Here is a 25,031-nt window from a genome sequence, read left to right on the forward strand (position 1 = left end):
CATGAAGCAGGAGCAGGTGGAGCGGGTCGTCGTCCTGGCGCTCGACGGCGTCTATCCCTTCGAGCTGGGCATGCCCAGCCGGATCCTCGGCGCGGCGGACGGCCGCTACGAGGTGGTGACCTGCACCGTCGACGGAGGCCCGGTCCGCACCGACGCCGACTTCTCCGTCACCGTCGACCACGGTCCGGAGGTCCTGCGCACCGCGGACACGGTGGTGATCGCGGCCGTCGCTCCGGCCCGGATCGCCGCCTCCCTCACCGACGAGGTGGCCGCCGCCCTCGCGCTCGTCCGCCCGGGCACCCGTGTCGTCTCGATCTGCACGGGCGCGTTCGTGCTGGCCGCCGCCGGTCTGCTGGACGGGCGGCGGGCGACCACGCACTGGTGCGTGGCCGACGAGTTCCGGCGCATGTTCCCGCGGGTCGACCTGGACCCGGACGTCCTGTTCGTCGACGACGGCGACGTCCTCACCTCGGCCGGAGCCGCGTCCGGCATCGACATCTGCCTGCACATCCTCCGCCGCGACCACGGCAGCGAACTGGCCAACAGGGTGGCCCGGCGCTGTGTGGTCCCGCCGCTGCGCGAGGGCGGCCAGGCCCAGTTCATCGAGCAGCCCGTCCCGGAGCCCTCGACGGCGAGCACCGCCGCCACCCGCGACTGGGCGCTGGCCCGCCTCGGCGACCCGCTGACCCTGACCGATCTCGCCGCCCACGCCGGAATGAGCCTGCGCACCTTCGCCCGCCGCTTCAACGACGAGGTGGGGCAGAGCCCCGGCCGCTGGCTCATCCAGCAGCGCATCGCCCGGGCGCGCCATCTGCTGGAGGCCAGCGATCTTCCGGTGGACCGGATCGCGGGCGAGGTCGGCTTCGCGACGGGCGCCTCACTGCGCCAGCACCTGCAGGCGACGATCGGGGTCTCGCCCCAGAGGTACCGCCGGACCTTCCAGACCGCGCGCTGAGGGACGAACGAACCTCCGCACCCGTGCGTCGTAGGAGGACGGACGACGGGTGGAGGGGCAGTGGTGGGGAAGCGCGGCGGGATCGTGGCGGCGGTGGTGCTGGTGGGGTGCGCGGCGGTGGGATGTGGCGGTGGTGGGCACGGCGCTCTGGTGGTGACCGGCACCGTGCCCGCCACCCCGTACACCGGGCGCCTGGACCTTCCGTACGAGGCGGGGGGCGACGGGGACGCGCGGGAGAGTTCGGGCGCGGCCGGCCGGGCGCTGGAGTGCGACGGCGCGATCCGGGCGGGCGACGCGGGCGACGCGTGGAGCAAGGGCGACGGCGGTTCGACTCCGGAGGAGGGCCTGAAGGCGTACTTCGACATCTACCAGCCCGAACTGCCGGAGCAGGGCTACCGGGTGGAGCGCCGGGAAGGGGATCGTGTCCTGTTCTCGTACGACGTCGGGGGACGGACCAAGGTCGCCGTCGTCGTCGCCAGGGACCAGCCGCGGCGCCCGGGCTGGGGCCCGGAGACCAGCGCGTCCTGCGACCCGTCCGAGTTCCCGGCGAGCTGGACGAAGGCGCGGGGCTACGAGATCTGGACGGACCGGGACGGCCGGCGCGTGCCCACCACTGAGGTGTCCAGCTCGGCCGGTCCGGAGCACTGCGACTGGCAGAGCGCGCACTTCCTCGAACTGGGCCGGTACGGGCGCCGGTACGTGCGCGATCCGCACGGGATCCTCCCGGCGAAGGGCCCGGTCGCCGATTACGACGCGCACGTCCCCATGCCCGCCGACGCGCGGGACACCGGCTACCGCTACGGCGACTGGCGGCTCTGGCTGACGCCGGACCGGGCCACGGCGTACATGAAGACCTCCGACGGAGTGGAGGCGTGGCCGGCTGCGACAACGCGCTTCGGCTGCAAGTGAGGTCCCGGATCAGCCCCTGGGCCCGGTCCCGGATCAGCCCCTGGGCCCGGTCCCGGACCGGCTCCAGGCCCGGGACCGAGCCCGGTCCCGGACCGGTCCCGGACCTGGAGCCGGCTCATGTTCCGGGCGCCCCTGGGCATTTCATCCGCCCCGGGGTGTCACCTGCTCCTGTGCAGGGCGACGAGGAGTTGCCAGACCTCGTCCGCGACGGTGTCCGGGGTGCCCTCCAGCAGACCGTGCAGCCAGTCCGCGAGGACGCCCGCGAACGTGGCGGCCACCGCGGAGGCGACGAGGGGGGCGTCCGGCGCTCCCGCGAGCGTGCGCTCGGCCAGGCTGCGGGCCCGCAGGTCGCGGTGGAGCACCAGGCCGAGCGGGCCGCCGCCGCCCGGAGTGAGCAGCGCGCGGTAGAGACCGGCGTGCGGGGCGAGCCCGGTGAAGAAGGCGCGCAGCGCGGGGGGAGCGGACACCGGGTCGGGCCGGCCGCGCCAGGCGTGCAGCGCCTCCACGGCCTCCCGTACGACATCGGCGCACGCGTCGACCGCCAGCGCCTCCAGATCGGCGTAGTGCACGTAGAAGGTGGCCCGGCCGACCCCGGCCCGCCGCACCAGCGCGGCGACGCCGGTCTCCTCCAGCGGGTGTTCGGCGCACTCCTCCAGCAGCGCCTGCCGCAGTTTCGCGCGGGTCCGGGCGGCGCGCGGGTCCTCGGGCGCCGTCCGGGGAGTGCCGGGCGTCATCCGGCGAGCAGGACGGCGGCGAGGGCGAGCGCCCCCGGCAGCGCCTGCGCGAACAGGATGCGGCGGTTCGCGGTGACGGATCCGTACGCGCCCGCGACCACGACACAGCACAGGAAGAAGACCTGCGCGTCATGGCCGGTCGGGTCGGCGGCGATCAGCCCCCACACCAGGCCCGCGGCCAGGAACCCGTTGTAGAGCCCCTGGTTCGCGGCGAGCGGCGCGGTCTCCCGTGCCATCGCGGCGTCGAGTCCGTGCAGCCCGCGCCCGGGCTTCCTCTGCCACAGGAACATCTCCAGCACCAGGATGTACACGTGCAGCGCGGCCACCAGGCCCACCAGCACGTTCGCGGCTGTCTCCATCGTCACCGGACTCCGATACGCCTCGTCACTTCTTGGACAGGTGTCCACTATAGCTGGACTGCTGTCCAAGAAGTGACGAGGCCGGGTCGGTCGGTCAGGCGTCCGGTGCCGCGTACACGCGCTCCCCTCCGACATAGGTGAGCGCGACCCCGGTCTCCTTGATCGCCTCCGGCGGGCCCGCGAAGGGGTCGCGGTCCAGGACGACGAGGTCCGCGAGAGCGCCCACCCGCACGCTCCCGGTGTCGTCGAGGTGGTTCACGTACGCCGTTCCCGCGGTGTACGCCGTCAACGCGGCCCTCAGATCGAGGCGTTCGGCCGGCAGGAACACCGGCCCCGGCTCGTCCGGGCTCACCCGGTTGACCGCGACGTGGATGCCCTGGAGCGGATCGGGGCTGCTGACCGGCCAGTCGCTGCCCGCCGCCAGCCGCGCGCCCGAGCGCAGCAGTGACCCGAACGGGTACTGCCAGGAAGCGCGTTCGGGCCCGAGGAAGGGGATGGTCAGCTCGTCCATCTGCGGTTCGTGGGCGGCCCACAGCGGCTGGATGTTCGCCGTGGCGCCGAGCGCCGCGAAGCGGGGAACGTCGTCGGGGTGCACGACCTGGAGGTGGGCCAGGTGCGGACGGGTGTCGCTCGGCCCGTTCGCCTTCCGCGCCGCCTCCACCGCGTCCAGGGCGTGGCGTACGGCGCCGTCGCCGAGCGCGTGGAAGTGGCACTGGAACCCGAGCGCGTCCAACTCGCTCACGTACGCGGGCAGACGATCCGGGTCGATGAACCGCTTGCCCCGGTTCGCCGTGGCGCAGCCGCACTTGTCGAGGTAGGGGTCGAGCAGCGCGGCGGTTCCGTTCTCGGCGACCCCGTCCAGCATCAGCTTGACGCTGGTCGCACGGAACCTGCCGTGCTCCGACGCGGCCCGCCGCTCGACCAGTTCGGGGATCTGCTCGGCACCGCGCGCCCGGTCCCACCACAGGGCGCCGACCACCCGGGCGGTCAGCGAACCCTCGCGGGCCGCCGTCAGGTACGCCTCGGACGGATCCTCCATGCCCGGGAAGGTGCCGACGATCGCGTCCTGCCAGGCGGTGATGCCGAGCGCGTGCAGATGCCGCTGGGCGTGCAGCAGCGCGGTGAGCCGGTCGGCCGGGGTGGCCGCGGGGGTGAGGCGGCCCACGGACTGCATGGCCCCCTCCTGCAGCATGCCGGTGGGCTCGCCCGACGCGTCCCGCTCGAAGCGTCCGTCGGCGGGGTCGGGGGTGTCCCGGGTGACACCGGCGAGTTCGAGGGCGCGGCTGTTGACCCAGGCGCCGTGATGGTCGCGGTTGGGCAGGTACACCGGCCGGTCCGGCACGACCGCGTCCAGGAGCTCCTTGGTCGGCGTACCGCCCGCGAAGGCCTCCATGGACCAGCCGCCGCCCGTGATCCACTCCCGCTCGGGGTGGGCCTCGGCGTACGCGCGGACGGCGGCCACCGTGTCCCTCGCCGTCTTCGCGCCGGTGAGATCGCACCGGGCCAGTTCCAGGCCCGCCGGGACCGGGTGGACGTGCGCGTCCTGGAACCCGGGCAGCAGCAGCCGCCCGGCCAGGTCGACGACCTCGGTGTCCGGGCCGGTCAGGTCATGGACCTCGGCGTTCCCGACGGCGGTGATCCGCCCGCCGGTGACGGCCACCGCGGTCGCGGCGCGGCCCTCGGGGGTGAACACCGGGCCGCCGGTGAAGAGAAGGTCAGCGTGCATGGTTCCGTTTCCTTGTCGGGGTCGCCGAAAACTCAGTCGGTGATGGCCAGGAGGTGGGGAGCGTCGGCGTCGGTACCCCGTCCGGTGGTGAAGTACGCGGACCTGCGGCCCCACTTGGCCCACGCCCCGGCCACGAAGCCCGAGACGATCATGAGGGTGGGGGTGAGCAGCAGGAACCAGCCGTTGTCCGCGGCGACCTCGAAATGATCGGCCGAGTCGTAGAAGGACCAGGCGAGATAACCGCCGAGGCCGAGCAGCGCCACGGCGCTCAGCGCGGGCAGGACGACCGCCCGTATCCCGTCCCACCGGTTCTCGCGCAGCAGCCCGCGGAACCGGGCGGCCGCCGCGAGCGCGATCAGCGCGTACGACAGCGCCACGACGATCCCGACGGCGTTGACCGTCGCCATGATCATGTCGGCGAGCCGGGGGATCACCAGCGAGAGCGTGGCCACGACCACGGCCATCGCGCCGATGAGCAGCGTCCCGATCGCCGGAGTCCCGTACCGTGCGCTGACCTTGGACCACACGGGTCCGAGCGTACGGTCCCGGCTCATCGCGAACATCCCGCGCGCTGTCGGGATCACCCCCGCCTGCAGCGAGGCGACCGCCGAGAACATCAGCGCCACCAGGGGCAGCGCGGCCAGCGGCTGGTCGGCGAGCCGGTTCCCGAGGAAGGCCAGTCCCTCGGCGCCGTGCCCGGCCAGCTCGTCCTGCGACAGCACCCGCTGGAAGGCCACCGAGCCGAGCAGGAACAGTCCCAGCATGGTCACCAGCGTGATGGTCCCGGCCCGCGAGGCGTCCCGCGGGTCGCGCACCTCCTCGTTCACGGTGAACGCCGCCTCGAAGCCCCAGTAGCAGAACACCGACAGCAGCAGTCCCTGCGCCAGCGCCGTCGCCGACGGGATCTGGAACGGGTCGAACCAGCCGATGCTGAAGGGGTGCGGACCGCTCACGATGCCGTATCCGCAGAAGCCCAGCAGGACGACGTACTCGAAGACCAGCAGCCCGGTCTGGAGCCGCGCCGCCGTCTTGACGCCGGTCACCGCCGTGAAGGTGACGGCGACGAGGACCCCGACGCCCACGGCCGTGGTCTGGGCGGTCGAACCCGGGTCGAGCACCAGCCCCGCCACCGTGTGCAGCCCGGCCTGGCCGGCGAGCTGGATCATCGCCGAGCCGGTCACCGCCGTGGTGTACGCGAGGAACGCCACCGTGGCCACGATGCTCACCCAGCCGACCAGGAACCCCAGCCAGGGACTGAGCGAACGTCCCACCCACACATAGCCGTTGCCCGCGTTCGGCTCGACCTTGTTCAGCCGGGAGAACGCGCCCGCGATCCCGAGGATCGGCACGAACGCCAGCAGCATGATCGCGGGCAGATGCAGCCCGACCACTCCCGCCGTCACTCCGAGACCGATTCCGATGCTGGTCGTCGCCGCGGTGCTGGAGGCGGCGATGGCGACACCGTCCAGAACGCCCAGCGTCCTGCGCAGGGACGGGGGATCCACACCGTACGACTTCTGCGTCATGGCCTGCTCCGATCGCACCCGGGGCCTGGTTCCGGCCCGATGACCGGAAATGAAACTGCCCGGGGCCTTAACAGGTCAACGCCGTTGACATAAGGTGCCCGCACCGGAGACAGACCGGTCCGGAGGCAGGCCGCACCGGAGGGAGCCCCCATGACGTCCACGAACGACCGTGTCGTCCCGCCCGCCGCCCGGCGGCGCAGACGCCCCACCAAGACCGGCGTCGTCCTCTCCGAGGAACTGATCGTCGAAACCGCGCTGCGCCTGCTCAAGGAGCACGGCGCCGACGCCCTGACCGTCCGCCGCCTCGGCCTCGCCCTCGGTGCCGACCCCAGCGCCCTCTACCGGTACTTCCGCGACACCGACGATCTGCTGCTCGCCATCGCGGACGAGCTGATCGGCCGCACGCTGCGCACCTGGCACCCCACGGGGGACTGGCGCGCCGACCTCAGGGACCTGGGGATGCGCATGCACTCGGGAGCCCACGCCCATCCCCAGGCCGCCGTGCTCAGCTCGTACCGGGTGACCGGCCGGGTCCACGAGATCGAGGCGGTGGAGGCGATCCTCGGCGTGCTCCGCGGCGCCGGATTCCCGGACCCCGAGGCGGTCCGGATCTATCACGCCTTCGTCGACCAGGCCCTCGCGTTCGCGGCCCTGGACGCGGCGAGCGTCGCCCTGCCCCCGGCTGCTCGCGAAGCCGAGGCAGGCGTGTGGCCGGCGCTGTACGCCCGGCTGCCCGCGGACAGCCACCCGAACATCGCGGCGACCGCCCGCCAACTCGTGCTCGACATGCGGCACAGCGCCTATCCGACGGCGCTCGACATGCTGCTGAGCGCGGCGGCGGCCCGGCTCGCGGAGCTCACCGCGGGCGAGTGCGCGGCGGGGCCCGGTAGCGGGGGTGAGCCGCTCCAAGGACCGGGCCGGGCACGGGGATGAGCGCGCCGCAGGGCCCGGGTACGGGGTGAGCGCGCGGCAGGGCCCGGGTACGGGGGTGAGCGCGCCGCAGGATCCGTGACGCGTCCGCCCGGCCGTCACACCGAGGGCCGCTCCACCGTCATACGTACGGAGCGACCTGCCCGCCGCCGCGGCGGGCGCGCCGCCCGTGTGCCGTACGAACGCCGTACGAACGCCATCGACCAGGAGGCCGTCCGCAGATGAACCCGCCCGTCCGCACCCGCAAGCAGCGCAAGCAGGACACGCTCGACCGGCTGGAGACCGACGTCGACGTCTGGGTGTCCACCGCCGACAGCGCCGGGGGAGCGCCCTACCTCGTGCCCCTGTCCTATCTCTGGGACGGCACGACCGTCCTGCTGGCCACCCCCGCCGCCGGCCCCACGGGCCGCAACCTGCGGGCGACCGGAACGGTACGGCTCGGCTTCGGGCCGACGCGGGACGTGGTGATGATCGACGGAACCGTCCGGACGCTGGAAGCCGGCGAACTGCCGGAGGGGACCGGCGACGCGTTCGCCGCCCGGACCGGCTTCGACCCGCGCGCACTGAGCACCCACTACCAGTACTTCAGCGTCACCCCGGTGCGTGTGCAGGCCTGGCGCGAGGCCGACGAACTCGCCGGACGCGACCTCATGCGGGACGGCGAGTGGCTGGTGGCCGACTGAAATCCCCGGACGGGGTGACCCGGTACGGGCAGGGCGGTGGCGGTCGGCTGCCACCGCCCTGTCACGGGAGAACCCTCACGGGCCGGGCCCGTCCCGCGTTCGTGCCGCCCTCAGTCGCGGCCCGACCGGTCGGGGGAGGGCCACACACCCGTGGACCGTTCGATGGCCTTCGCGCCCGAGCGGTCCACCGCGCTGCGTACGACGGCGAAGATCGCGCCCTGGAGTGCGGCGGCGAGCAGCACCTCGCCCCAGCCGCGGTCCCGGTCCAGGGCGTCGGGAGCGTCCTCCTCATGACGGATCGCCATCCAGGTCTTTTGGAAGGCGAGTCCGGCGAGCGAGCCTCCGGCCCAGCTCAGTACGAAGCCGACCGGCTTGTAGGCCAGAGACAGTGTGCGCTTCTTCTGCTTCCTGGACACCGAGGCTCCTTCTCCGCTCCCGAGGCCGCGGACCCGCGGCGGCCTCCTCCCATCGGGTACGGGTGCCCTGTGCGCCACGCCGGTACCCCTCGGTCCGGTTCTTCCGGCCGGCCCGGTGTGAGGCGGAGCCACCTGGGAAACCGGCCGGTGTGAGTGGTGAAGACAGGACAGAACCCGTGGAAGGGACGGATCACGCTCCGTCGACGCGGCCCCGGAGAAGCAAGGAGGACGGCTCGGGCGGCTCGGACGGCAGGACCAGGGTCACTGTGATCGTGGCACTGGGCGCCAACCTGCTGATCGCCGCGGCCAAAGCGGTGGGCGGCCTGGTCTCCGGATCGCCCGCACTCCTCTCGGAGGCCGCGCACTCCGTGGCGGACAGCATGAACGAGGTGTTCCTGTTGGCGGCGTTGCGCCGCAGCCGCCGCCCCGCCGACCGGCGGCATCCGTTCGGCTACGGCAAGGAACGGTTCTTCTGGTCACTGCTCGCGGCCGTCGGCATCTTCGTCATGGGCGGCTGCTTCTCCTTCTTCCAGGGGTTCGAGGCGCTCCGCGACGGCGCCGAGGAATCCTTCCGCGGCTATATGACGGGGATCGCGGTGCTCGTCGTGGCCCTGCTCGCGGAAGGCGCCTCGCTGCTGCGGGCCCTGTTCCAGATACGCGGCAAGGGCGGCGACGGCATGCGCGACCCGGCCCTGCGGACGGTCGTCGCCGAGGACGGCACCGCCGTACTGGGGGTGAGTCTGGCGATCGTCGGGATGGTGCTCCACATGGTCACGGGCCAGGTCGTGTGGGAGGCCACCGCCTCCTTCGCCATCGGGCTGCTGCTCGTGTGCATTGCCTTCTGGCTCGGCAGCGACGCCCGCGAGCAGCTCATCGGACGGGCGGTCGACGAGGAGCAGAGCAGCCGGATCCGTGAACTGCTCGAGGCACAGCCCGAGATCGACAGCGTCGAGGCGCTGCTGACCATGGAGCTCGGCCTCGACTCGGCCCTGGTCGCCGCCCGGATCGACCTGGTCCCCGGGCTCGACAGCGAGGAGGTCGAGGAGGTCGCCGTCCGCATCAGGCGCTCGGTCGCCCACACCTTCCCCGAGGCCGACCAGGTCTTCCTCGACGTGACCGACGCGGGAGCGGCACGAGCGGCCGCGCGCCGGGGCGAGGAAGGGGCGGGCGACGGGGCCGGTGGTGGCGACGGGGCACCGGGAATTCCGGCTGCCGCGGGAGACCCCTCCTCCGGGTGAGGCCGGGCCGCGGCAGGAAGCCCCGCCGCGACGGGGGAGCGCGGCGGGGCCTGGTCCTCGGGTGCCCACCGTCCTCCGGTTCATGCACACCGGTGCGGCGGGACGTCCGGGAGTACGGGCGGACCTGGATCAGCCGGCCGGCTCCAGCACGAAGACGGGGATCACCCGGTCGGTCTTCTTCTGGTAGTCGGCGTACGGGGGATACGCGGCGACCGCCCGCTCCCACCACTGGTCCTTCTCCTCGCCGGTGATCTCCCGGGCCGTGAACTCCTTGCGCTCGGGCCCGTCCTGGAGCTCGACGTGGGGGTCGGAGGTGACGTTGTGGTACCAGACCGGGTGCTTGGGAGCGCCGCCGAGCGACGCGACCACGGCGTACCGCCCGTCGTGCTCGACGCGCATCAGCGGGGTCTTGCGGATCTTCCCGCTCTTGGCACCGCGTGTCGTGAGAATGATGACGGGCATCCCGGTGTCCGTCAGGGTGTTTCCCTTGGTCCCACCGGAACTCTCGTACAACTCCACCTGGTCCCGGACCCACTGGGTGGGGCTGGGCTCGTACTCGCCCTCAAGCGGCATGACTTCCGTCCCATCGTCGCGTCGGACTGGTCGTGTCTCGGCACGATTCAACACCAGCGCGGACACGAATCTTCCGCACCGCGGCCCGTGTGGCCTCCCGCGCCGGGCCGATCCCCCGGTGGGCGTATCCGGGGGCGCCCCGGGCGCGCACCGGCCACGGCCCCGGGATCTCATGACGGGGCCACCAGTACGCGCACGGCGAGCAGCATGATCACGCCGCTCGACGCGAGCCCCGTCACCAGCCGTCCCCGGTGTCCCGTCAGGGTCCGGCCGAGCAGGGCGCCGCCCCCGGCGATCAGGAGCTGCCAGCTCGCGGACGCGGCGAACGCGGCGAGGACGAACACCCCCTGCTCCAGCGGACGTACCGCCTCGGCCGTCCGGCTGCCGAGCACCAGCGCGGCGAAGTAGACGACGGTGGTGGGGTTGAGGAGGGTGATCCCCAGCAGCGCCAGGTAGGCGCGGCCGGGGTGCGGGGGATCCTGACCGGCCCGCTCGGCGAGCCGGCGCTCGCGGTACCGGCGGACCGCGCCGACGGCACCCCGGACCGCCAGCACGGCGAGGACCAGCGCGGAGATCCGGCTCAGCGGGAGCAGCACCGGCTGGAGCCCGGCGGCGAGCGCCGCACCGCCGAGGGCGGCGACCAGGGCGTACAGCCCGTCGGCCGTCGCGACGCCCAGCGCGGCCGAGGCACCGATCCGCAGGGACGTACGAGCGGTGAGGGAGACGAGGTAGGTCGCGACCGCTCCGACGGGCATGGCGATGCCATAGCCCGCGAGAAGCCCCGCGACGAGCGCGGCGGTCACGACCGCGGAAGCTCGGGCCTCCGGGGTCGGCCGGGCTGCTGTCGGCTCCGCACCGGACGGACGGTGGCGGAGGTCGGCGGCAGGAAGGCTTCGATCGTGGACATGGGCAGATGTTCGGGCCGCCGGACGCGCCCGCGCAACCCCTTTTCGGAAGGGGTGTCCCGAGGACTTCGAGCCAAGGCCGGGCAGGCGGGGCGCCGACGGGGACGGGAAGTCCGGGGGAAACGGAACCGCGCCCACCGTGCTTCGGCCAGATCGCGCGAGCGGCTCATCTGGCCGAACTTCGCGTGGTCGTGTAGGTGCCTGGGGCATCTAATGAAGATCGGAAAGAGGGAACCATCGCTTGCGAGGTCACTCATGACAGAAACCCCCCTGACCCGATCCCCGTCACACCGGACTCCGGAGTCCGAGCGTTCGGCCCGGCGTCCGACTTCCGGACCCGACACGCCCGAGCCGCCGGCGGACGTCTCTCCGGACCCTTCTCAGGGCGCCTCTCCGGTCGTCCTTCCGGGCGCCTCTCCGGTCGTCCTTCCGGGCGTCTCTCCGGTCGTCTTTCCGCAGGACCGGACTTGTCCCTACCACCCGCCCGCCGCCTACGCGCCGCTGCGCGAGGGCCGTCCGCTCTCCCGCGTCTCCCTCTTCGACGGGCGTGCCGTCTGGGTGGTCACCGGTCACGGTGTCGCCCGTGAACTCCTCGCCGACCCGCGGCTGTCCTCGGACCGCACGCTGCCCGCGTTCCCGGCGGTCACCGAGCGGTTCGCGGCGGCACGCAACCGCAGGATCGCGCTGCTGGGACTCGACGACCCCGAGCACCACGTCCAACGCCGCATGCTGGTACCGAGTTTCACCCTCAAGCGGATCGCCGCACTGCGCCCCGGCATTCAGGAGACCGTCGACCGGCTGCTCGACCGCATGGCCCGACAAGGCCCGCCCGCCGAGCTGGTGAACGACTTCGCGCTCCCCGTGCCCTCCATGGTGATCTGCGCGCTCCTCGGAGTCCCGTACGGTGACCACGACTTCTTCGAGGCGCAGTCCCGCCGGCTGCTGCGGGGCCCGGCCGCCGCCGACATCGAGGACGCACGCGACCAACTGGACGCCTACTTCGGCGCGTTGATCGACCGCAAGCAGAAGGAACCCGGGGACGGGCTCCTCGACGAACTCATCCACGACCAACTGCGCGAGGGAAAGGTGGATCGCGAGGAACTGGTCTCGGTGGCGACGATTCTGCTCGTCGCCGGGCACGAGACGACGGCGAACATGATCTCGCTGGGTACGTTCACCCTGCTCAGGCATCCGGAACAGCTCGCGGAACTGCGGGCCGAGCCGGCTCTGATGCCCGCCGCCGTGGAGGAGTTGCTGCGGTTCCTGTCCATCGCGGACGGGCTGCTGCGGGTCGCGGCCCAGGACATCGAGATCGCCGGAACCACGATCCGTGAAGGCGAGGGTGTCGTCTTCTCCACGTCGGTCATCAACCGTGACGAACGAGCCTTCCCCGAGCCCGACACCCTGGACTGGCAGCGTTCGGCCCTGCACGCCTCGGCCCGCCACCACGTCGCGTTCGGCTTCGGCATCCACCAGTGCCTCGGTCAGAACCTGGCCCGGGCCGAGATGGAGATCGCGCTGAGCGCGCTCTTCGACCGGTTCCCCGGCCTGCGGCTCGCCGTCCCCGCCGACACCGTGCCGTTCAAGCCCGGAGACACGATCCAGGGGATGCTCGAACTCCCCGTGACCTGGTGAGAGGCCGCTCGATCATGGACATCGGCATCGCGATCGACAAGGACGTCTGTATCGGCGCGGGTCAGTGCGCCCTCGCCGCTCCGGGCGTCTTCACCCAGGACGACGACGGATACGGCACGCTGCTGCCGGGCCACGCGGAGAACAGCGGCGACCCGATGCTGCGGGTGGCGGAGCGGGCCTGTCCGGTGGGGGCGATCACGGTGACGGAGCACGCCGGCTGAAGCCGTCGCCTACTGTTTTCGTCCGTACCCGTGTTCGCGTCCGTGCGCCGAGGAGTTCCCGTGGCCGACCGTCCGCCCCTGCCGCCCTTCACCCGCGAGACCGCGCTCCAGAAGGTCCAGGCGGCGGAGGACGCCTGGAACACCCGCGACCCGCACAAGGTCTCGCTCGCCTATACCGAGGACTCCGTCTGGCGCAACCGGGACACCTTCGTCACGGGCCGCGCCGGGATCGTGGAGTTCCTCACCGCCAAGTGGGCCCGAGAGCACGAGTACGCCCTGCGCAAGGACCTGTGGGCGTTCGAGGGAAACCGCATCGCGGTGCGTTTCCAGTACGAGTCCCGGGACGGCGACGGCCAGTGGTGGCGCTCGTACGGAAATGAGCTGTGGGAGTTCGACGAGCACGGTCTGATGGCCCGGCGCGAGGCCTCCATCGACGACGTACGGATCGAGGAGGCGGAGCGCCGGATCTTCGGCCCGCGCCCGGAGCCGGAACGCGGACGGACGTTCCCGCTCCGGTAGGAGGGCAGGCTCCCTTACCCATCAGGCAGGGGATCCTGGCCTTCCGCCTCTGCCTCTGCCCCTCGACCCGTCGGGCCGGATCTTCACCGGGTTCCTCCGAGGATGCCCCGGCCTTCAGGCCGGGGAGGAATCGGACTCCTGCGGAGCAGGGCAGGGAAAGCCGAAACGCCGTCAGGGCGATTCGGCGTCCGCCACGGCGGCGCGGTACTCGCCCTCGATGCGGTGCAGGATCTCCGAGTTGAGGGACCGCCGGTTGTCCTTGGCCTGAGCCGTGAGCCAGGCGTGGAGGTCGGTGGGCAGGCGCAGCGTGATGCGTGTTTCTTCATGATTCATACCCCAATCGTAGTGGTACCGTGGTGGCATGACGACACGACAGGGAACGGGTGAGGAGTCCGGGCACGCCCGGTACACCTACCGCCTTCGCGTGTCGGCGGCCGCCCGTGCCGGCCTGGATGTCGAGTGGGCGCGGTGCCGGTGGGTGTGGAACGAGTGCGTGGCCATGTCCCGCAAGGTCAACGACCTGAACAAGGGACTTCCCGAGGATGCCGACAAAGCGACGTGTGGTCCGGCGCAGCTCGACAAGCTGCTGACCGAGGCCCGTACCGCCATGGGATGGCTGCGCGAGGGCTCCTCGGTGCCGCAGCAGCAGACCATCCGCGACTTCGGCAAGTCCCGCGCGAAGGCGCTGAAGGACATCAAGGCGAAACTGCCGATGCGGCAGCGTGCCGGGATGCCCCGCATCAAGCGCAAGCGCGACGCGCTGCCTTCGATGAACTACACCCGGCGCGGCTTCCGTCTCAAGGACGGCCGCCTGCACCTCGCGGGCGGCATCGCGCTGACCGTGGTGTGGTCCCGCGACCTGCCCGCCGACCCCACGTCGGTACGCGTTTACCGGGACAGCCTCGGCCACTGGTATGCCTCGTTCGTCGTCGAGACGGCCATCGAGCCGCTGCCGGAGACCGGCCGGGTGATCGGTATCGACTGGGGCGTCAGGGAGACAGCCACCACCACCAGCGACGCACACGACCTCCCCCACCGGCAGCACGGGAAGAGTGCCGCCGCGAGACTGGCCCGATACCAGAAGCAGATGGCCAGGCGGAAGCCCGCGCGTGGGAGAGCCGCGTCTAAGGGCTACCGGGCAGTGTCCCGCGCGGCGGCCAAGGTCCACAAGAAGGTCGCCCGGCAGCGCCAGGACGCCGGCCGCAAGTGGGCCAAGACCATCGTCCGCGACTTCGACCAGTTCGCCGTCGAGGACTTCCGCCCCAAGTTCCTCGCCAGGTCCACGATGGCCCGCAAGGCCGCCGACGCCGCGATCGGCGCGACAAAGACCGCGCTGACCGAGATGGCCCGCAAGCACGGCCGTATCGTGCACCTGGTGCACCCGGCCCACACCACCATGGACTGCGCACAGTGCGATGCGAGAACCAAGCACGCACTTCCCCTCTCTGAACGAACCTACGCGTGCACCGCGTGCGGAGCCGTGTCCCCCAGGGACAAGAACTCCGCCCGCGTGATGCTCGTCCGGGCTGGTCTCAACCCGGCTGGTGCTGATGGCAGAAGCCCTCTGGGAGCGCCGCTCCCAAAGGCAGCCTGAGCCAGGAATCCCCCCTGCTTCAGCTGGGGAGGAGTCAATAGGGTTCCCCCGTGAGCGAACCCAGCGAGAAACCCTTCCTCTACGTCGTCGTGTGCGCGGCGGGCATCGCCGAGGGCGTCGGTCGGTTGATCGCGGCGGCGCAGCGGCGGGGCTGGGAGGTCGGTGTCGTCGCGACGCCCCAGGGCCTCGGCTTCATCGACGCGGCGGAGATCGAGGAGCGGACCGGCCGCCCGATCCGCTCCGCCTGGCGGGCCCCGGGCGACCCGCGCCCCTTCCCGGCACCGGACGCGGTGGCCGTCGCGCCGGCCACCTTCAACACGGTCAACAAGTGGGCGGCCGGAATATCCGACACCCTGGCCCTGGGAACCCTGTGCGAGGCGTACGGACTCGGCGTCCCGATCGCCGTACTCCCGTGCGTGAACGAGGCGTTGGCGGCTCACCCCGCCTACCGGGCCAGTGTCGAACGCCTTCGCGACATGGGCGTCCGCTTCGGCGACCCGTACGCAGGCGAGGACCAACAGGACGCCGGGCGGCGGGAGTTCCACTGGGAAGGGGTACTGGACCTACTGACCCATGACCCATGACCCATGACCCATGAGCCGTGAGCGTGACCGGGAGCCGGCCCTCGGGCCGGGCCGACGTCACGTCGTGGCGGCCGCTGCTCTCCGCTCGGTCATGGGGCGGAGGAGAGCTGTTCGCGGAGCCATGCGGGGTCGGGATTGGTGTGTGGCCGGCTGGCCACGACGACGGTCGGCACCGTCTCGTTGCCGTCGTTCACCGCCCTGACCGCCGCCGCTCCCGCCGGGTCGCGCCAGATGTCGACCCAGTGCGCCCGACGCGCCTTACGGCCCAGCCGGATGCGCAGACGCAGACAGTACGCGCAGCCCGGCCGCCAGAAGACGACCGGCCGGCCGTCGGCCGCGCTGCGCCGCTCCGCCTCCAGCGCGCTGATCGACTTCGGGAAGACCAGAGGCGAGTTCATGCCCGCGAGCGGCACGAACACCAGCAGGAGCGCCGCGGCCGTACCGAGGTTCCCGTCGAGGACCAGCCGCGTCGCGGCGGCTGCCCCGCAGACCGCGAGCAGTACCGGCAGAATCCAGGCGCGCATCATGAAGACGCAGGCTACCAACGTGTCGAGACGACGTGCCGCGAGCCTCCCGTGGGGAGCCGGGAGGTGCGGCGGGCTCCACGGATCACAAGCACGGCGGGCCCGAGCGGGGGCCTTCACCTGCGAGATCCGGAACCCACGGGGACACCATGCACCAGAAACCGGCCACACCGATAGATCGTGGCCGGAAGTATCGGTCCATGTGTTCGTGAACCGGGCCCCGGGACGGTCCGGGAGGATCAGGGAGTGCCCAGACGCCCCATGACATCGGTGGCGAGCGCCCATGCGGACTCGTCATCGATTCCATGTGCGTCGGCTGCGCGGTCGGCCCGCACACGGTCGGCCATCTCCCGCCCGAGGGCTTCCGCCTGGGCGAAACGGACGTGTGCGGCCAGTCCGCGGAGCCACTCCGTCACCAGGCAGACGTAGTACGGGCGTGGCCAGGGCCCGTCCTCGATCGGTGCCGCAAGGACTTTGACCGCCGCGGCCAGTCGGGCGAGAGGCGAGTCGTGGCCGTCCAGGATCAGGCCCAGTTCATCCGCCCGGTGGAGCGAGCCGCCCGGGGCGGCCATGACGGGCGGCAGCGGGTGACGCGCGACCGCGGTCAGCTCACGTACCTGATCGCCCAGGCCGAAGCCGACATGGACGCGGGAGGCGCGGCCGGGATCGTCGACGCACACGACGACACGCTGCGGACCTGCTGCCACCAGGCGGGTGACCCAGCGGGTGAGGTTCTCCACGTCGGCGACGCACACCTGGGACTGCTCCACATCGAGCACTCCGTCGAAGACGACAGCGCCGATGACGGGCATGGCGCCCTTCCAGATCGACACCCGGGTGAGCGCGGCCTGCCCACGGGTCCGGACGACGATGTGTTTGCCGTCCCCGCACGCCGGACCGTCGTCCCAGTCCAGCTCCAGATGACCGGTGGACCCGATGAAGACCACCGGGTGATTCGCGTAGATGTCCACCGACCCGACCAGCACGAACGTCTCCGTCTCTCCGCGGGGCTCGCCTGTCACGAGGCGAGCGACAGGCGCACGGTACAGCGATGACCGGCGCTGTCTCGACGACAATGTTCCGGCGACTCCGTGTTCGGACGACTCGGTTCAGCGGGCCCATGGTCCGGGGAGGTCTGCCGGTGGCGACGGCGTGGCTCAGGGCCTTCGGAACACCGTCATCGAGTGGCCGACCTCGTCGATCCGCCTGCTCGTCGTGAGCAGCGACTTCAATCGGGCGTCGGCCTTGTCGATCGCGGTGTCGGACACGACCAGCAGTCCGTGCACCCGGGCCACGGGCACCGTGCGGGGGTCCGCCGCGTCGATGCCGTACGCGGACGGCACACCGGCGCCCTTGTAGACGAGCCACACCTTCTCGTGCGGATAGTGCTCCTTCAGCCGGTCGGCCATGCGGCCGAGGTCCTGGCCCCAGTCGACGTTCGAGTCGTGCAGGCGCAGATAGGTCTTCTCCGGGCCGCCGAACGCCTCGTTGGAGTACGGCAGGTAGTACGGGTACGTCAGCAGCGAGCTGACGGCGACGAACAGCACCAGCCCCGCCGTCACGGTCCCCGCCCAACCCCGCCGAGGCCGCCGCGCGATCGCCGCCCAACCCGGCCAGGGCCGCCGTACGGTCGCGGCCCAACCCGGCCAGGGCCGGCGCGAGCCCTCCGCCCCTTCCGGCCGAGGCCCGCGCAGCGCGACCGTGCAGCCCGCCGCCACCGCGAGGAACACCGGCACGAACAGGGCGTAGCGCACGCCGAGGTCGCGGGAGCCGGTCATCGCGGAGGCGAGGAGCAGCGCCGGGGGAACCAGGAGGTACGGGGCCGCGGGGCGCAGCCCGCGCACGGTCAGGACGGTGAGCGAACCGGCCGTCCACAGGGCCGTCATGCCGAGCGGGGTCTTCACGAGCAGCGCGACCGGCAGGTAGTACCAGAGAGAACCCCGGTAGAGGTGGCCGAAGAGGAAGCCCTGCCAGGTCGTGTTCTCGAAGCCGAACTGGACCCGCATCCCGTCCCGGTAGGGCCTCGGTACGGGCAGGTGGTCGATGAGGAACGCGCGCAGTCCGTGCACGGCCGGGAGGTCCGCAGGCGCCGACCAGCGCAGTCGGGGATCGACGGCCAGGTACGTCGCCCACACCACGGCGACCACCACCACGGCCATCCCGGCGGCGGAGGCGGCGGACCTGGCGGCGAGTTCGAGCAGCCGGGCCTTCGCCGCCGTCCGTGTCCGGCTCTCCGGTGCGTCGCCACCGTCGCCACTGCCGGTGCGGCCCGCGCGGCTCGCGTGGCACACGGAGAGCACCGCGAGGGCGAGCACCACCGGAATCGCCGGCAGCATGCTCATCTTCGTCGCCACCGCGGCGCCGAGCGCCGTCGCGGAGAGGGGCAGGTACAGGAACGGCCGTCGCCTGGCCCGCCACACCAGCCACACCGACGTCAGCAGGAAACCCGACGCGGGCACGTCGAGCGTGGCCAGCGAGCCGTGGGCGATGACGTCGGGTGAGAACGCGTAGAGCGCGAGGGCCACCGACGCGCCGGTGCGGCCCACCAGTTCACGGGCGAAGGCGAGGACGACCAGACCGGACAGCAGCGTCAGGACGATCACCGGCAACCGTGCCCACAGCATCACCCGCCAGGGATCGTTGCCGGACTCGTACAGGACGTGCCGTCCGAGCTCCGTCTGATCGCCCTGGAACGCGGGGTCGAGGTGCGGGTGGGCGAACAGCAGACCGGCCCCGATGATCAGCTTGCCCAGCGGCGGATGCTCGGGGTTGTAGCGCAGGTCGTGCTGCTGGACGTAGACCGTCGCCGTGCCCACGTAGACGGGCTCGTCGATCGTCGGGGTCTGTTCCACGGCCGTGGTGACCATGGCGACGGCCATCTGGACCAGCAGCAGCGCCACGGCCACGACGAACACGGCGCGCCGGTGCCGCCGCAGCCGCCCGAGGAGGGTGCGCGGCGCCACCGCGCTGTTCACCGGCACGCGCTCGTCGTGCCTGCTGGCCAGGAATGTCGGCATGCCCTTTGTTACGTCCGCTCCGTACGAGCCTGCTCATCGGGCGGCCCACGGATTCGGGTACGCGTCGAGGCGCCGGCCGGACGATCCGGCCGGCGCCCAGGCAGGGGAGTCACGAGTATGCCCCGGCCTTCCGCACAACTCGAGGAATCGTGGGCGGCGGTGTGCGGAGAGCGGGGAGTGCTCGGCCTCCTCTGTCTCGGCCTCGCCTCAGTAGGGGGAGGCCGGGTCACGCGGCGTCAGGGCGACCGCCCGGCGCAGGGCTGCCCGCCAGGCGAAGGCGATGACCAGTTCGACCAGGCCGATCAGCACCATCCACAGACCGAGCAGCCGCGTCAGGGCGCGGGCCGACTCGGTCGGCAGGGCCAGTACGACGATGCCCGCGATGATGCCGATCGCCGCCCCGCACAGGACGAAGCCGCGGTGCGGCAGGTCTTTGGCGGCGAGGGCGGTGTACGCGGTCAGCACGCCGGACACGAGCCAGACGATGCCGAGGATCAGGGAGAGCGCGGCGATGGTCTGCATCGGGTGGCGCAGGCACAGGACGCCGGCCAGGACGTAGAGCACCGAGATCAGCAGGGTGGCGAACCGGTTGCCCTGCTCCCGGTGGCCGAAGACGGACACGAACCGGAAGACGCCGATCACCAGCAGATAGAGACCGAGGAGAACCGCGAGGACGTGCAGGGTCTCCTCCGGCCACACCAGGATCAGGATGCCGGGGATCAGTGTCGCGACGGCCGAGCCGAGGAGCCAGGTCCAGGAGGCGCCGACGCGGTCCAGCAGTACCACGGGGTCGCCGGGGGGCGCGGAAGCCGGGCCGCCGGGCCCGAGGTCCGGTCCGGTGTGCGGTGCCGAACCATGCGATTCCGTCATGGTTCCTCCTCACGCGGTCGAGCGGACCGGTCGTGGACCGCCGACGGGAAGGTGGGTGGATTCCCGGCATCCACGGTCCCGTGCTCCGGGGCCGGGCGGCTCACCCCCGACGGGTGATCCTCGTGGTCGCGCGGATCCTCGCGGTCACCCGGGCAGTTGGCGCATCTCCACGACACGCAGGCCGAGCGACCGGCAGCGGGCCAGTAGCCCGTAGAGATGAGCGTCGTCGACGACCGGGCCGAACAGGATGGTCTGGCCGGAGATCAGCACGTGGTCCATCTCCGGGAACGCTTCGGAAAGCGTCTCCGACAGATCTCCCTCGACACGGATCTCGTACTGCATGCGGGGCTCCCCGGCGGGTGGCCCGGGGCGGCGGACGGCACCCTTCCCCACGATCATCCGCCCGGCCGTCCCGCCCGCCCTCACCCGCAGAAGGTGAACCTGGGGCCGGAGCGCCCTCCCGCACGCTCATGCCTGTCCGAGGGAGGCGGCCGGGGCGTCGTCGCCGGGGGACTTCGTGCGGTCCGCCGCCCCGGTCGGCAGGCGCGTCGTGACGAGGAAGCTGGCGAGCGTGATGCCGCCGGCCGCGAGGATCGCCGCCTTCAGACCGTTCAGCTGCGCCGTCGCGTAGGAGTCGGTGACGGCGTCGACCTCGGCCGGCGGCAGCCCGGCCTGTTCGGCCGCGGAACGCACCTGGTCGGCGGGGACGAAGCTGATGCCGGCTTCGAGCGCGATGCTCGTCTGCCGGAGCGCCTCCTGCGACACGTCCGGGTGCTCCGCCACCTGGGTGGTGAAGGCGTGGGCCAGGGCGCCGACGAGGATCGACCCGATCAGCGCGGTGCCGAGGGCGGAGCCCAGGTTCTGTGCGGTGAACTGGAGCCCGCCGACCTCGCTGCGCTCCTCCTCGTCGGCGGTGGACTGCACGACGTTGCCCAACTGCGAGGCGAGCAGGCCCATGCCGACGCCCAGCAGGGCCATGGCCCCGGCGAACTGGGCGTCGTCGATGACCGGCTTGATGGTGGCCAGCAGCCAGGTGATTGCTCCGAGCAGTGTCAGCAGGGCCAGTCTGACCACACGGCGCGGCCCCATCACCCGCCCCAGCCTGGAGGCCAGTACGGAGGCCGCCAGCATGGTGACGGACACCGGGAGCAGTCGCAGTCCCGTCTGGAACGCGTCGAATCCCTGCACCACCTGGAGATACAGCGGGATGGCGAAGAACAGCCCCAGCAGGATGAGGTTCTGGCTCACCAGCGTCAGCAGGCCCGAGCGCAGGGGCGGCCGGTGCAGCAGCGACAGGTGGATCAGCGGGTCGGTGCCGTGTTCCTCCCTGCGGCGTTCCCACTTGGCGAAGGCGGCCAGGACGAGCACCCCGGCGGAGACGACGAACAGGGTCGGGGCGAAGCCGAAGATCGTGAAGGGAGGGTTCTGGGGCTGCACCCATCCCCAGGTGCCGCTCTGCAGGACACCCAGTACGCCCAGACCCAGCCCGGCGGCCGACAGGAAGGCGCCCACGCCGTCGAGCCGGGGCCGGTGCTCCGACCGGGGCGACTCGGGGATCGCCCGGCGGAAGAGCAGCATCGCGACCACGACCACGACCTCGCCCGCGAAGACCAGACGCCAGGTGAGATACGTCGTCACCCAGCCGCCCAGCAGCGGTCCGACCGCGATGCCCGCGCCGGCGAGCCCGCCGATGACGCCGTAGGCGACGGCCCGGTCCCGTCCGGTGTACGACTCCGCGACGAGGGCCGCCATGGCCGGCAGCACCAGGGCGGCGCCGAGTCCCTCGACCACCGACCAGCCGAGCGCGAGCACCCACAGGGTGGGTGCCACCGCGGTCAGGGCCGAACCGACGCCGTAGACGACGAGTCCGACGAGGAACAGCCGACGGCGGCCGAGGATGTCGCCGAGCCGTCCGCCGGTGGACATGAACGCCGCCATGACCAGCGCGTAGAGCGTGATGACGGCCTGGATGGCGGTCACCTCGGTGTCGAAGTCCTCCACCAGCTGGCTGATGGACACGTTCATCACGGAGGTGTCCAGGACCATCAGGAACTGGGCCGTCCCCAGCACGGCCAGAGCGCGCCAGTGTTTCACCGGTGACCACCTCATCGATTCGCCCGCGAGGCCGCCGTGCCGGACAGGTCGTCCGGCCCGTCTCCGCTTCCACCGCACATCCATGGCACCCGGAGCCGGGCTCCCGCGCCACCCGGGCGATCCGCTCGCACGGCACCCGCCGCCGCCCCACGGCACCCGAGGCCCCGAGCCCGCGCCTCGCCCGCGGCGGGGGACCGCGGCCTGCCTTGCGACATTCGGGACAGCGGGTGACGATCAGGGTGCGGGGGTTACACCGGGGAGGGAGCTGTGGACCCGGACCACATCGGATCGGACGCGTCGCCGCTGCCGAGAGACCGCGGAGGCAGGACCCCATGGCAGGGCTGCTGACACCGGGTGGCGACCCGTTGCTCGCCGTCCGGTTCACCGTCCCGGACCTGACGGAGACCTTCGTCCGCAGGCCACGGCTGGTCGGACGCCTCACCGAGGGCGTCCAGGGCCCCCTGACCCTGGTCAACGGGCCCGCGGGCGCGGGGAAGACGCTCCTGGTTGCCCACTGGATCTCCACCAGGGACCGTCCGGACGACGTGGCCTGGCTGACCGTGGAGCACGAGGACACCGGTCCCGGCATCTTCTGGACGTACGTGCTGGAAGCCCTGCGGCGGCACGGAGCGGCCGTTCCGGACGACATAGGCAGCCCGTCCAGCCCCGGCGACGTGGACCACTCGCTGCTCACCCGGCTGGCCGCCTGGCTGAGCGAGCGCGCGGAACCCGTGATCCTGGTGCTCGACGAGTTCGACCGGGTGGGAGCCTCGGCGGAGGTCGCCGACGAGCTCCAGTTCGTCCTGCGCCACGCGGGCGGCGGACTGCGCCTGGTCATCGTCAGCCGTACGGAACCGCAACTGCCCCTGCACCGCTATCGCGCCGCCGGAATGGTCGCCGAGGTCCGGGGTGCCGACCTGGCCTTCGTCCCGGGCGAGACGGCCGCCCTGCTGAGCCGGCACGACATCCGGCTGTCGGACGACGGCGCCCGGTCGCTGACGGAGTGGACCGGAGGCTGGGCGGCCGGACTGCGCCTGTGCATCCTCGCGGCCCAGCACGTCGACGATCCGGACACCTTCATCGAGAACTTCGAGGCGGGCCAGAGCACGCTCGCGGACTTCCTGCTCGCCGAGGTCCTCGAAGCGCAGTCGCAGGAGACACAGGACCTGCTCCTGCGATCGAGCATCCTCGACCAGATCCACCCGGACCTCGCCAACGCCCTGACGGGCCGGGACGACGCGGACGCCATCCTGGCGGGGCTGCAGCACGCCAACGCCTTCGTCGAGGCCATCGGCCATTCGTGGTACCGGCTGCACCCCTTGTTCGCGGAGATCCTCAGGGTCCACCTGCGGGTCAGGCTCCCCGGTGTCGAGCCGGAGCTGCACCGGCGGGCCGCCCGCTGGCTGAGCGGGGCGGGACTGCTGGCGGAGGCACTGCCGCACGCGGCGGGGGCGGGCGAATGGGAGCTCGCGGCGGACCGGTTCGTCGACGAGCTGGCCATCGGGGAACTGCTGACGGGACTCGACGCCGAGCGCCTCGACGGACTCTTCGCCGCCATGCCCCCGGACGCGGCCGGACCGGCCGCCTGTCTGGTGCGCGCCGCCCGCGAACTCGTACGCCACGACGTCGACCGGGGCCTCGAGTACCTGCGCCGGGCCGGGGAGAACCTGGCCGGCGAGGAAGCCGCCGGCACGGCGGCCCTGCGGCTGAGCCACGCGCTGCTGCGGGTGTTCGCCGCCCGGCTGACCGGCTCGGCCGACCGGGCGCGGGCGGCGGCCGAGGACATGACGGCGGCGGAACTGTCCCTCCCGGCCGAGCGGCTGGAACGGCATCCGGAGCTGCCGGCCCTCATGCTCACCGACCTGGGGTCGGCACAGCTGTGGGCGGGACGGTTCGACGACGCCCGGACCTCGCTGTCCGCCGCGGCACAGGTCGACGACGGACCGTCGACCGCGTACCCCCGGCACGAGTCCCTCAGCCGGCTCGCCCTGATCGACCTCCTGTGCGGCCGGCCGGGCCGCGCGGAGTCGCACGCGCGGGCGGCGGTCGCCGGGGCGGAGCGCTCGGGCCTGCCGCCCGCCGCCCGGACGGGGGTCGCCCAGCTCGTCCTGGCGGCGGTCGCCGTCGACCGGGACGATCTGGCCGCCGCGCAGACCCACCTGGACCAGGCGACCGTGTCCAGCGCGGCCTCGCACGATCCCGTCGCGACGGCGGGTCTGGTCCTGCTGCGCTCCCGCCTGCTGCTGGCCAAGGGACATCCGAAGGAGGCCCTGCGCGTCCTGCAGGAGCTGAAGCGCCCGCCGCACGGGGTCGAGCCCTCGCCGTGGGTCGGCGACCGGGCCGCGCTGGCCATGTCCACCGCGTATCTGGCCCTGGGCGAACCGCTTGCCGCGGTCGAGATCCTCGCGGAGGAGGGGGCGACCGGACCGGAGGCCACGGTGGCCGCCGTCCGTGCCCGGCTCGCCACCGGTGACCGCCAGGCGGCACGCGCCCTGCTCGACGCGCTCTCCACCGAGCCGGACGAGGGTCCGGGCATCGCCGTGCGGGTGCTGCTCGCGCGGGCGCAGACCGCGGACGCGCTGGGCGACGACTCCACCGCCCAGCGGCTGGTGGCGCGGGCCCTGCGGACGGCCAGACCCGAGCACCTGCGACGGCCGTTCCTGGAGGCCGGCCCCTGGCTGCGCACCTTCGTGCGGCACCGGCCCGTGCTGGCCCAGGGGCACGAGTGGCTCCCGGAAGCGGCCACGGTCCGCCCCGCCGGGTCGGCCCTGCGGCCGGACCGGGAACGGGAGATCGCCGCGGTGGTCGAACCGCTCAGCGAGCGCGAGCAGGAGGTGCTGGAACGTCTGGCGCAGATGATGTCGAGGGACGAGATCGCCGCCGACCTGCATCTGTCGGTCAACACGGTCAAGACCCATCTCAAGAGCGTCTACCGCAAGCTCGCCGCCACCCGCCGGGGCGAGGCCGTACGACGGGCCCGCGACCTGCATCTGCTGTGAGCCCGCGGACCCGTCGGGAC

Annotated in this window: 26 protein-coding genes; 12 read left to right on the forward strand and 14 right to left on the reverse strand. The window is 72.3% G+C overall.

Going from position 1 to position 25,031, the window contains the following annotated elements:
• Position 1: 1 nt before the first annotated feature.
• Both ACH4S8_RS01980 and ACH4S8_RS01985 read left to right on the forward strand, forming a co-directional pair.
• Positions 2 to 955 (forward strand): GlxA family transcriptional regulator, encoded by a 954-nt coding sequence (locus ACH4S8_RS01980; RefSeq protein ID WP_398389962.1) that lies wholly within the window; start codon positions 2 to 4, stop codon positions 953 to 955.
• A gap of 63 nt (positions 956 to 1,018) precedes the next feature.
• Positions 1,019 to 1,864 (forward strand): hypothetical protein, encoded by an 846-nt coding sequence (locus ACH4S8_RS01985; RefSeq protein ID WP_398389964.1) that lies wholly within the window; start codon positions 1,019 to 1,021, stop codon positions 1,862 to 1,864.
• Between the two features lie 158 nt (positions 1,865 to 2,022).
• On the opposite strand, the gene ACH4S8_RS01990 is transcribed toward ACH4S8_RS01985, so the two are convergent.
• The 4 genes from ACH4S8_RS01990 to ACH4S8_RS02005 form a co-directional block, all read right to left on the reverse strand.
• Positions 2,023 to 2,598, reverse strand: a complete 576-nt coding sequence (locus ACH4S8_RS01990; protein WP_398389966.1) for a TetR/AcrR family transcriptional regulator — start codon at positions 2,596 to 2,598, stop codon at positions 2,023 to 2,025.
• Positions 2,595 to 2,957, reverse strand: a complete 363-nt coding sequence (locus ACH4S8_RS01995; protein ID WP_398390695.1) for a DUF1304 domain-containing protein — start codon at positions 2,955 to 2,957, stop codon at positions 2,595 to 2,597. Before ACH4S8_RS01995 ends, ACH4S8_RS01990 begins: the two co-directional genes overlap by 4 nt.
• A 94-nt stretch (positions 2,958 to 3,051) precedes the next feature.
• The gene (locus ACH4S8_RS02000) at positions 3,052 to 4,683 is read right to left on the reverse strand and encodes an amidohydrolase (protein WP_398389968.1); all 1,632 of its coding nucleotides are present in this window, start codon (positions 4,681 to 4,683) and stop codon (positions 3,052 to 3,054) included.
• A gap of 32 nt (positions 4,684 to 4,715) precedes the next feature.
• Entirely contained in the window at positions 4,716 to 6,209 is a 1,494-nt protein-coding gene (locus tag ACH4S8_RS02005) for an APC family permease (RefSeq protein WP_398389970.1), read from the reverse strand.
• Between the two features lie 150 nt (positions 6,210 to 6,359).
• Between ACH4S8_RS02005 and ACH4S8_RS02010 the strand changes: the two genes are divergently transcribed.
• From ACH4S8_RS02010 to ACH4S8_RS02020, 3 genes are all read left to right on the forward strand, one after another.
• Positions 6,360 to 7,142 carry a TetR/AcrR family transcriptional regulator gene (locus ACH4S8_RS02010; protein WP_398389972.1) on the forward strand — a complete coding sequence of 261 codons (783 nt, stop codon included), beginning with the start codon at positions 6,360 to 6,362 and terminating at the stop codon, positions 7,140 to 7,142.
• Between the two features lie 75 nt (positions 7,143 to 7,217).
• Complete coding sequence (locus tag ACH4S8_RS02015) at positions 7,218 to 7,364, forward strand: hypothetical protein (protein ID WP_398389974.1); 147 nt, start codon at positions 7,218 to 7,220, stop codon at positions 7,362 to 7,364.
• Positions 7,361 to 7,822 (forward strand): pyridoxamine 5'-phosphate oxidase family protein, encoded by a 462-nt coding sequence (locus tag ACH4S8_RS02020; RefSeq protein WP_398389976.1) that lies wholly within the window; start codon positions 7,361 to 7,363, stop codon positions 7,820 to 7,822. Before ACH4S8_RS02015 ends, ACH4S8_RS02020 begins: the two co-directional genes overlap by 4 nt.
• A 110-nt stretch (positions 7,823 to 7,932) precedes the next feature.
• On the opposite strand, the gene ACH4S8_RS02025 is transcribed toward ACH4S8_RS02020, so the two are convergent.
• Positions 7,933 to 8,238, reverse strand: coding sequence for a DUF4235 domain-containing protein (locus tag ACH4S8_RS02025; RefSeq protein WP_398389978.1), 306 nt, complete (start codon positions 8,236 to 8,238; stop codon positions 7,933 to 7,935).
• A 176-nt stretch (positions 8,239 to 8,414) separates the two neighbouring features.
• Between ACH4S8_RS02025 and ACH4S8_RS02030 the strand changes: the two genes are divergently transcribed.
• Positions 8,415 to 9,476, forward strand: coding sequence for a cation diffusion facilitator family transporter (locus ACH4S8_RS02030; RefSeq protein ID WP_398389980.1), 1,062 nt, complete (start codon positions 8,415 to 8,417; stop codon positions 9,474 to 9,476).
• 129 nt (positions 9,477 to 9,605) lie between these two features.
• Here the strand turns inward: ACH4S8_RS02030 and ACH4S8_RS02035 are convergent, their stop codons facing one another.
• Together ACH4S8_RS02035 and ACH4S8_RS02040 are read right to left on the reverse strand one after the other, a co-directional pair.
• Positions 9,606 to 10,049 (reverse strand): nitroreductase family deazaflavin-dependent oxidoreductase, encoded by a 444-nt coding sequence (locus ACH4S8_RS02035; RefSeq protein ID WP_398389982.1) that lies wholly within the window; start codon positions 10,047 to 10,049, stop codon positions 9,606 to 9,608.
• Between the two features lie 170 nt (positions 10,050 to 10,219).
• Positions 10,220 to 10,852: a LysE family transporter gene (locus ACH4S8_RS02040; protein ID WP_398389983.1), complete on the reverse strand. Its 633-nt coding sequence runs from the start codon at positions 10,850 to 10,852 to the stop codon at positions 10,220 to 10,222.
• Between the two features lie 357 nt (positions 10,853 to 11,209).
• Here ACH4S8_RS02040 and ACH4S8_RS02045 point away from each other — a divergent pair, with 357 nt between their 5' ends.
• From ACH4S8_RS02045 to ACH4S8_RS02055, 3 genes are read left to right on the forward strand one after another with little or no spacing between them, the layout of a single operon-like run.
• Complete coding sequence (locus tag ACH4S8_RS02045; protein WP_398389985.1) at positions 11,210 to 12,589, forward strand: cytochrome P450; 1,380 nt, start codon at positions 11,210 to 11,212, stop codon at positions 12,587 to 12,589.
• 20 nt (positions 12,590 to 12,609) lie between these two features.
• Complete coding sequence (locus ACH4S8_RS02050) at positions 12,610 to 12,810, forward strand: ferredoxin (RefSeq protein WP_398390696.1); 201 nt, start codon at positions 12,610 to 12,612, stop codon at positions 12,808 to 12,810.
• Between the two features lie 60 nt (positions 12,811 to 12,870).
• Positions 12,871 to 13,329 (forward strand): nuclear transport factor 2 family protein, encoded by a 459-nt coding sequence (locus tag ACH4S8_RS02055; RefSeq protein WP_398389987.1) that lies wholly within the window; start codon positions 12,871 to 12,873, stop codon positions 13,327 to 13,329.
• A 171-nt stretch (positions 13,330 to 13,500) separates the two neighbouring features.
• Here ACH4S8_RS02055 and ACH4S8_RS02060 read toward each other — a convergent pair whose 3' ends face one another.
• On the reverse strand, positions 13,501 to 13,662 hold the full coding sequence (locus ACH4S8_RS02060; protein WP_398389989.1) for an Arc family DNA-binding protein: 162 nt from the start codon (positions 13,660 to 13,662) through the stop codon (positions 13,501 to 13,503).
• Between the two features lie 28 nt (positions 13,663 to 13,690).
• On the opposite strand from ACH4S8_RS02060, the gene ACH4S8_RS02065 reads away from it, so the two are divergent.
• Together ACH4S8_RS02065 and ACH4S8_RS02070 are read left to right on the forward strand one after the other, a co-directional pair.
• Positions 13,691 to 14,923 carry an RNA-guided endonuclease InsQ/TnpB family protein gene (locus ACH4S8_RS02065; RefSeq protein ID WP_398389990.1) on the forward strand — a complete coding sequence of 411 codons (1,233 nt, stop codon included), beginning with the start codon at positions 13,691 to 13,693 and terminating at the stop codon, positions 14,921 to 14,923.
• Positions 14,924 to 14,973: 50 nt separating this feature from the next.
• Positions 14,974 to 15,507, forward strand: coding sequence for a flavoprotein (locus tag ACH4S8_RS02070; protein ID WP_398389992.1), 534 nt, complete (start codon positions 14,974 to 14,976; stop codon positions 15,505 to 15,507).
• Positions 15,508 to 15,596: 89 nt separating this feature from the next.
• Here ACH4S8_RS02070 and ACH4S8_RS02075 read toward each other — a convergent pair whose 3' ends face one another.
• From ACH4S8_RS02075 to ACH4S8_RS02100, 6 genes are all read right to left on the reverse strand, one after another.
• Complete coding sequence (locus tag ACH4S8_RS02075) at positions 15,597 to 16,034, reverse strand: glutaredoxin domain-containing protein (RefSeq protein ID WP_398389994.1); 438 nt, start codon at positions 16,032 to 16,034, stop codon at positions 15,597 to 15,599.
• A gap of 236 nt (positions 16,035 to 16,270) precedes the next feature.
• Positions 16,271 to 17,053 carry a hypothetical protein gene (locus ACH4S8_RS02080; protein WP_398389995.1) on the reverse strand — a complete coding sequence of 261 codons (783 nt, stop codon included), beginning with the start codon at positions 17,051 to 17,053 and terminating at the stop codon, positions 16,271 to 16,273.
• Positions 17,054 to 17,188: 135 nt separating this feature from the next.
• The gene (locus ACH4S8_RS02085) at positions 17,189 to 19,048 is read right to left on the reverse strand and encodes an ArnT family glycosyltransferase (protein WP_398389997.1); all 1,860 of its coding nucleotides are present in this window, start codon (positions 19,046 to 19,048) and stop codon (positions 17,189 to 17,191) included.
• 207 nt (positions 19,049 to 19,255) lie between these two features.
• The gene (locus ACH4S8_RS02090) at positions 19,256 to 19,918 is read right to left on the reverse strand and encodes an HdeD family acid-resistance protein (RefSeq protein WP_398389999.1); all 663 of its coding nucleotides are present in this window, start codon (positions 19,916 to 19,918) and stop codon (positions 19,256 to 19,258) included.
• A 144-nt stretch (positions 19,919 to 20,062) separates the two neighbouring features.
• On the reverse strand, positions 20,063 to 20,260 hold the full coding sequence (locus ACH4S8_RS02095; RefSeq protein ID WP_398390001.1) for a hypothetical protein: 198 nt from the start codon (positions 20,258 to 20,260) through the stop codon (positions 20,063 to 20,065).
• Positions 20,261 to 20,386: 126 nt separating this feature from the next.
• Entirely contained in the window at positions 20,387 to 22,012 is a 1,626-nt protein-coding gene (locus ACH4S8_RS02100) for an MFS transporter (protein ID WP_398390002.1), read from the reverse strand.
• 332 nt (positions 22,013 to 22,344) lie between these two features.
• On the opposite strand from ACH4S8_RS02100, the gene ACH4S8_RS02105 reads away from it, so the two are divergent.
• A complete protein-coding gene (locus ACH4S8_RS02105; RefSeq protein WP_398390004.1) occupies positions 22,345 to 25,011 on the forward strand; it encodes a LuxR C-terminal-related transcriptional regulator in 2,667 nt (888 codons plus the stop codon).
• Positions 25,012 to 25,031: the final 20 nt, after the last annotated feature.

Source organism: Streptomyces sp. NPDC021080 (assembly GCF_044333225.1).
Lineage (GTDB): Bacteria > Actinomycetota > Actinomycetes > Streptomycetales > Streptomycetaceae > Streptomyces.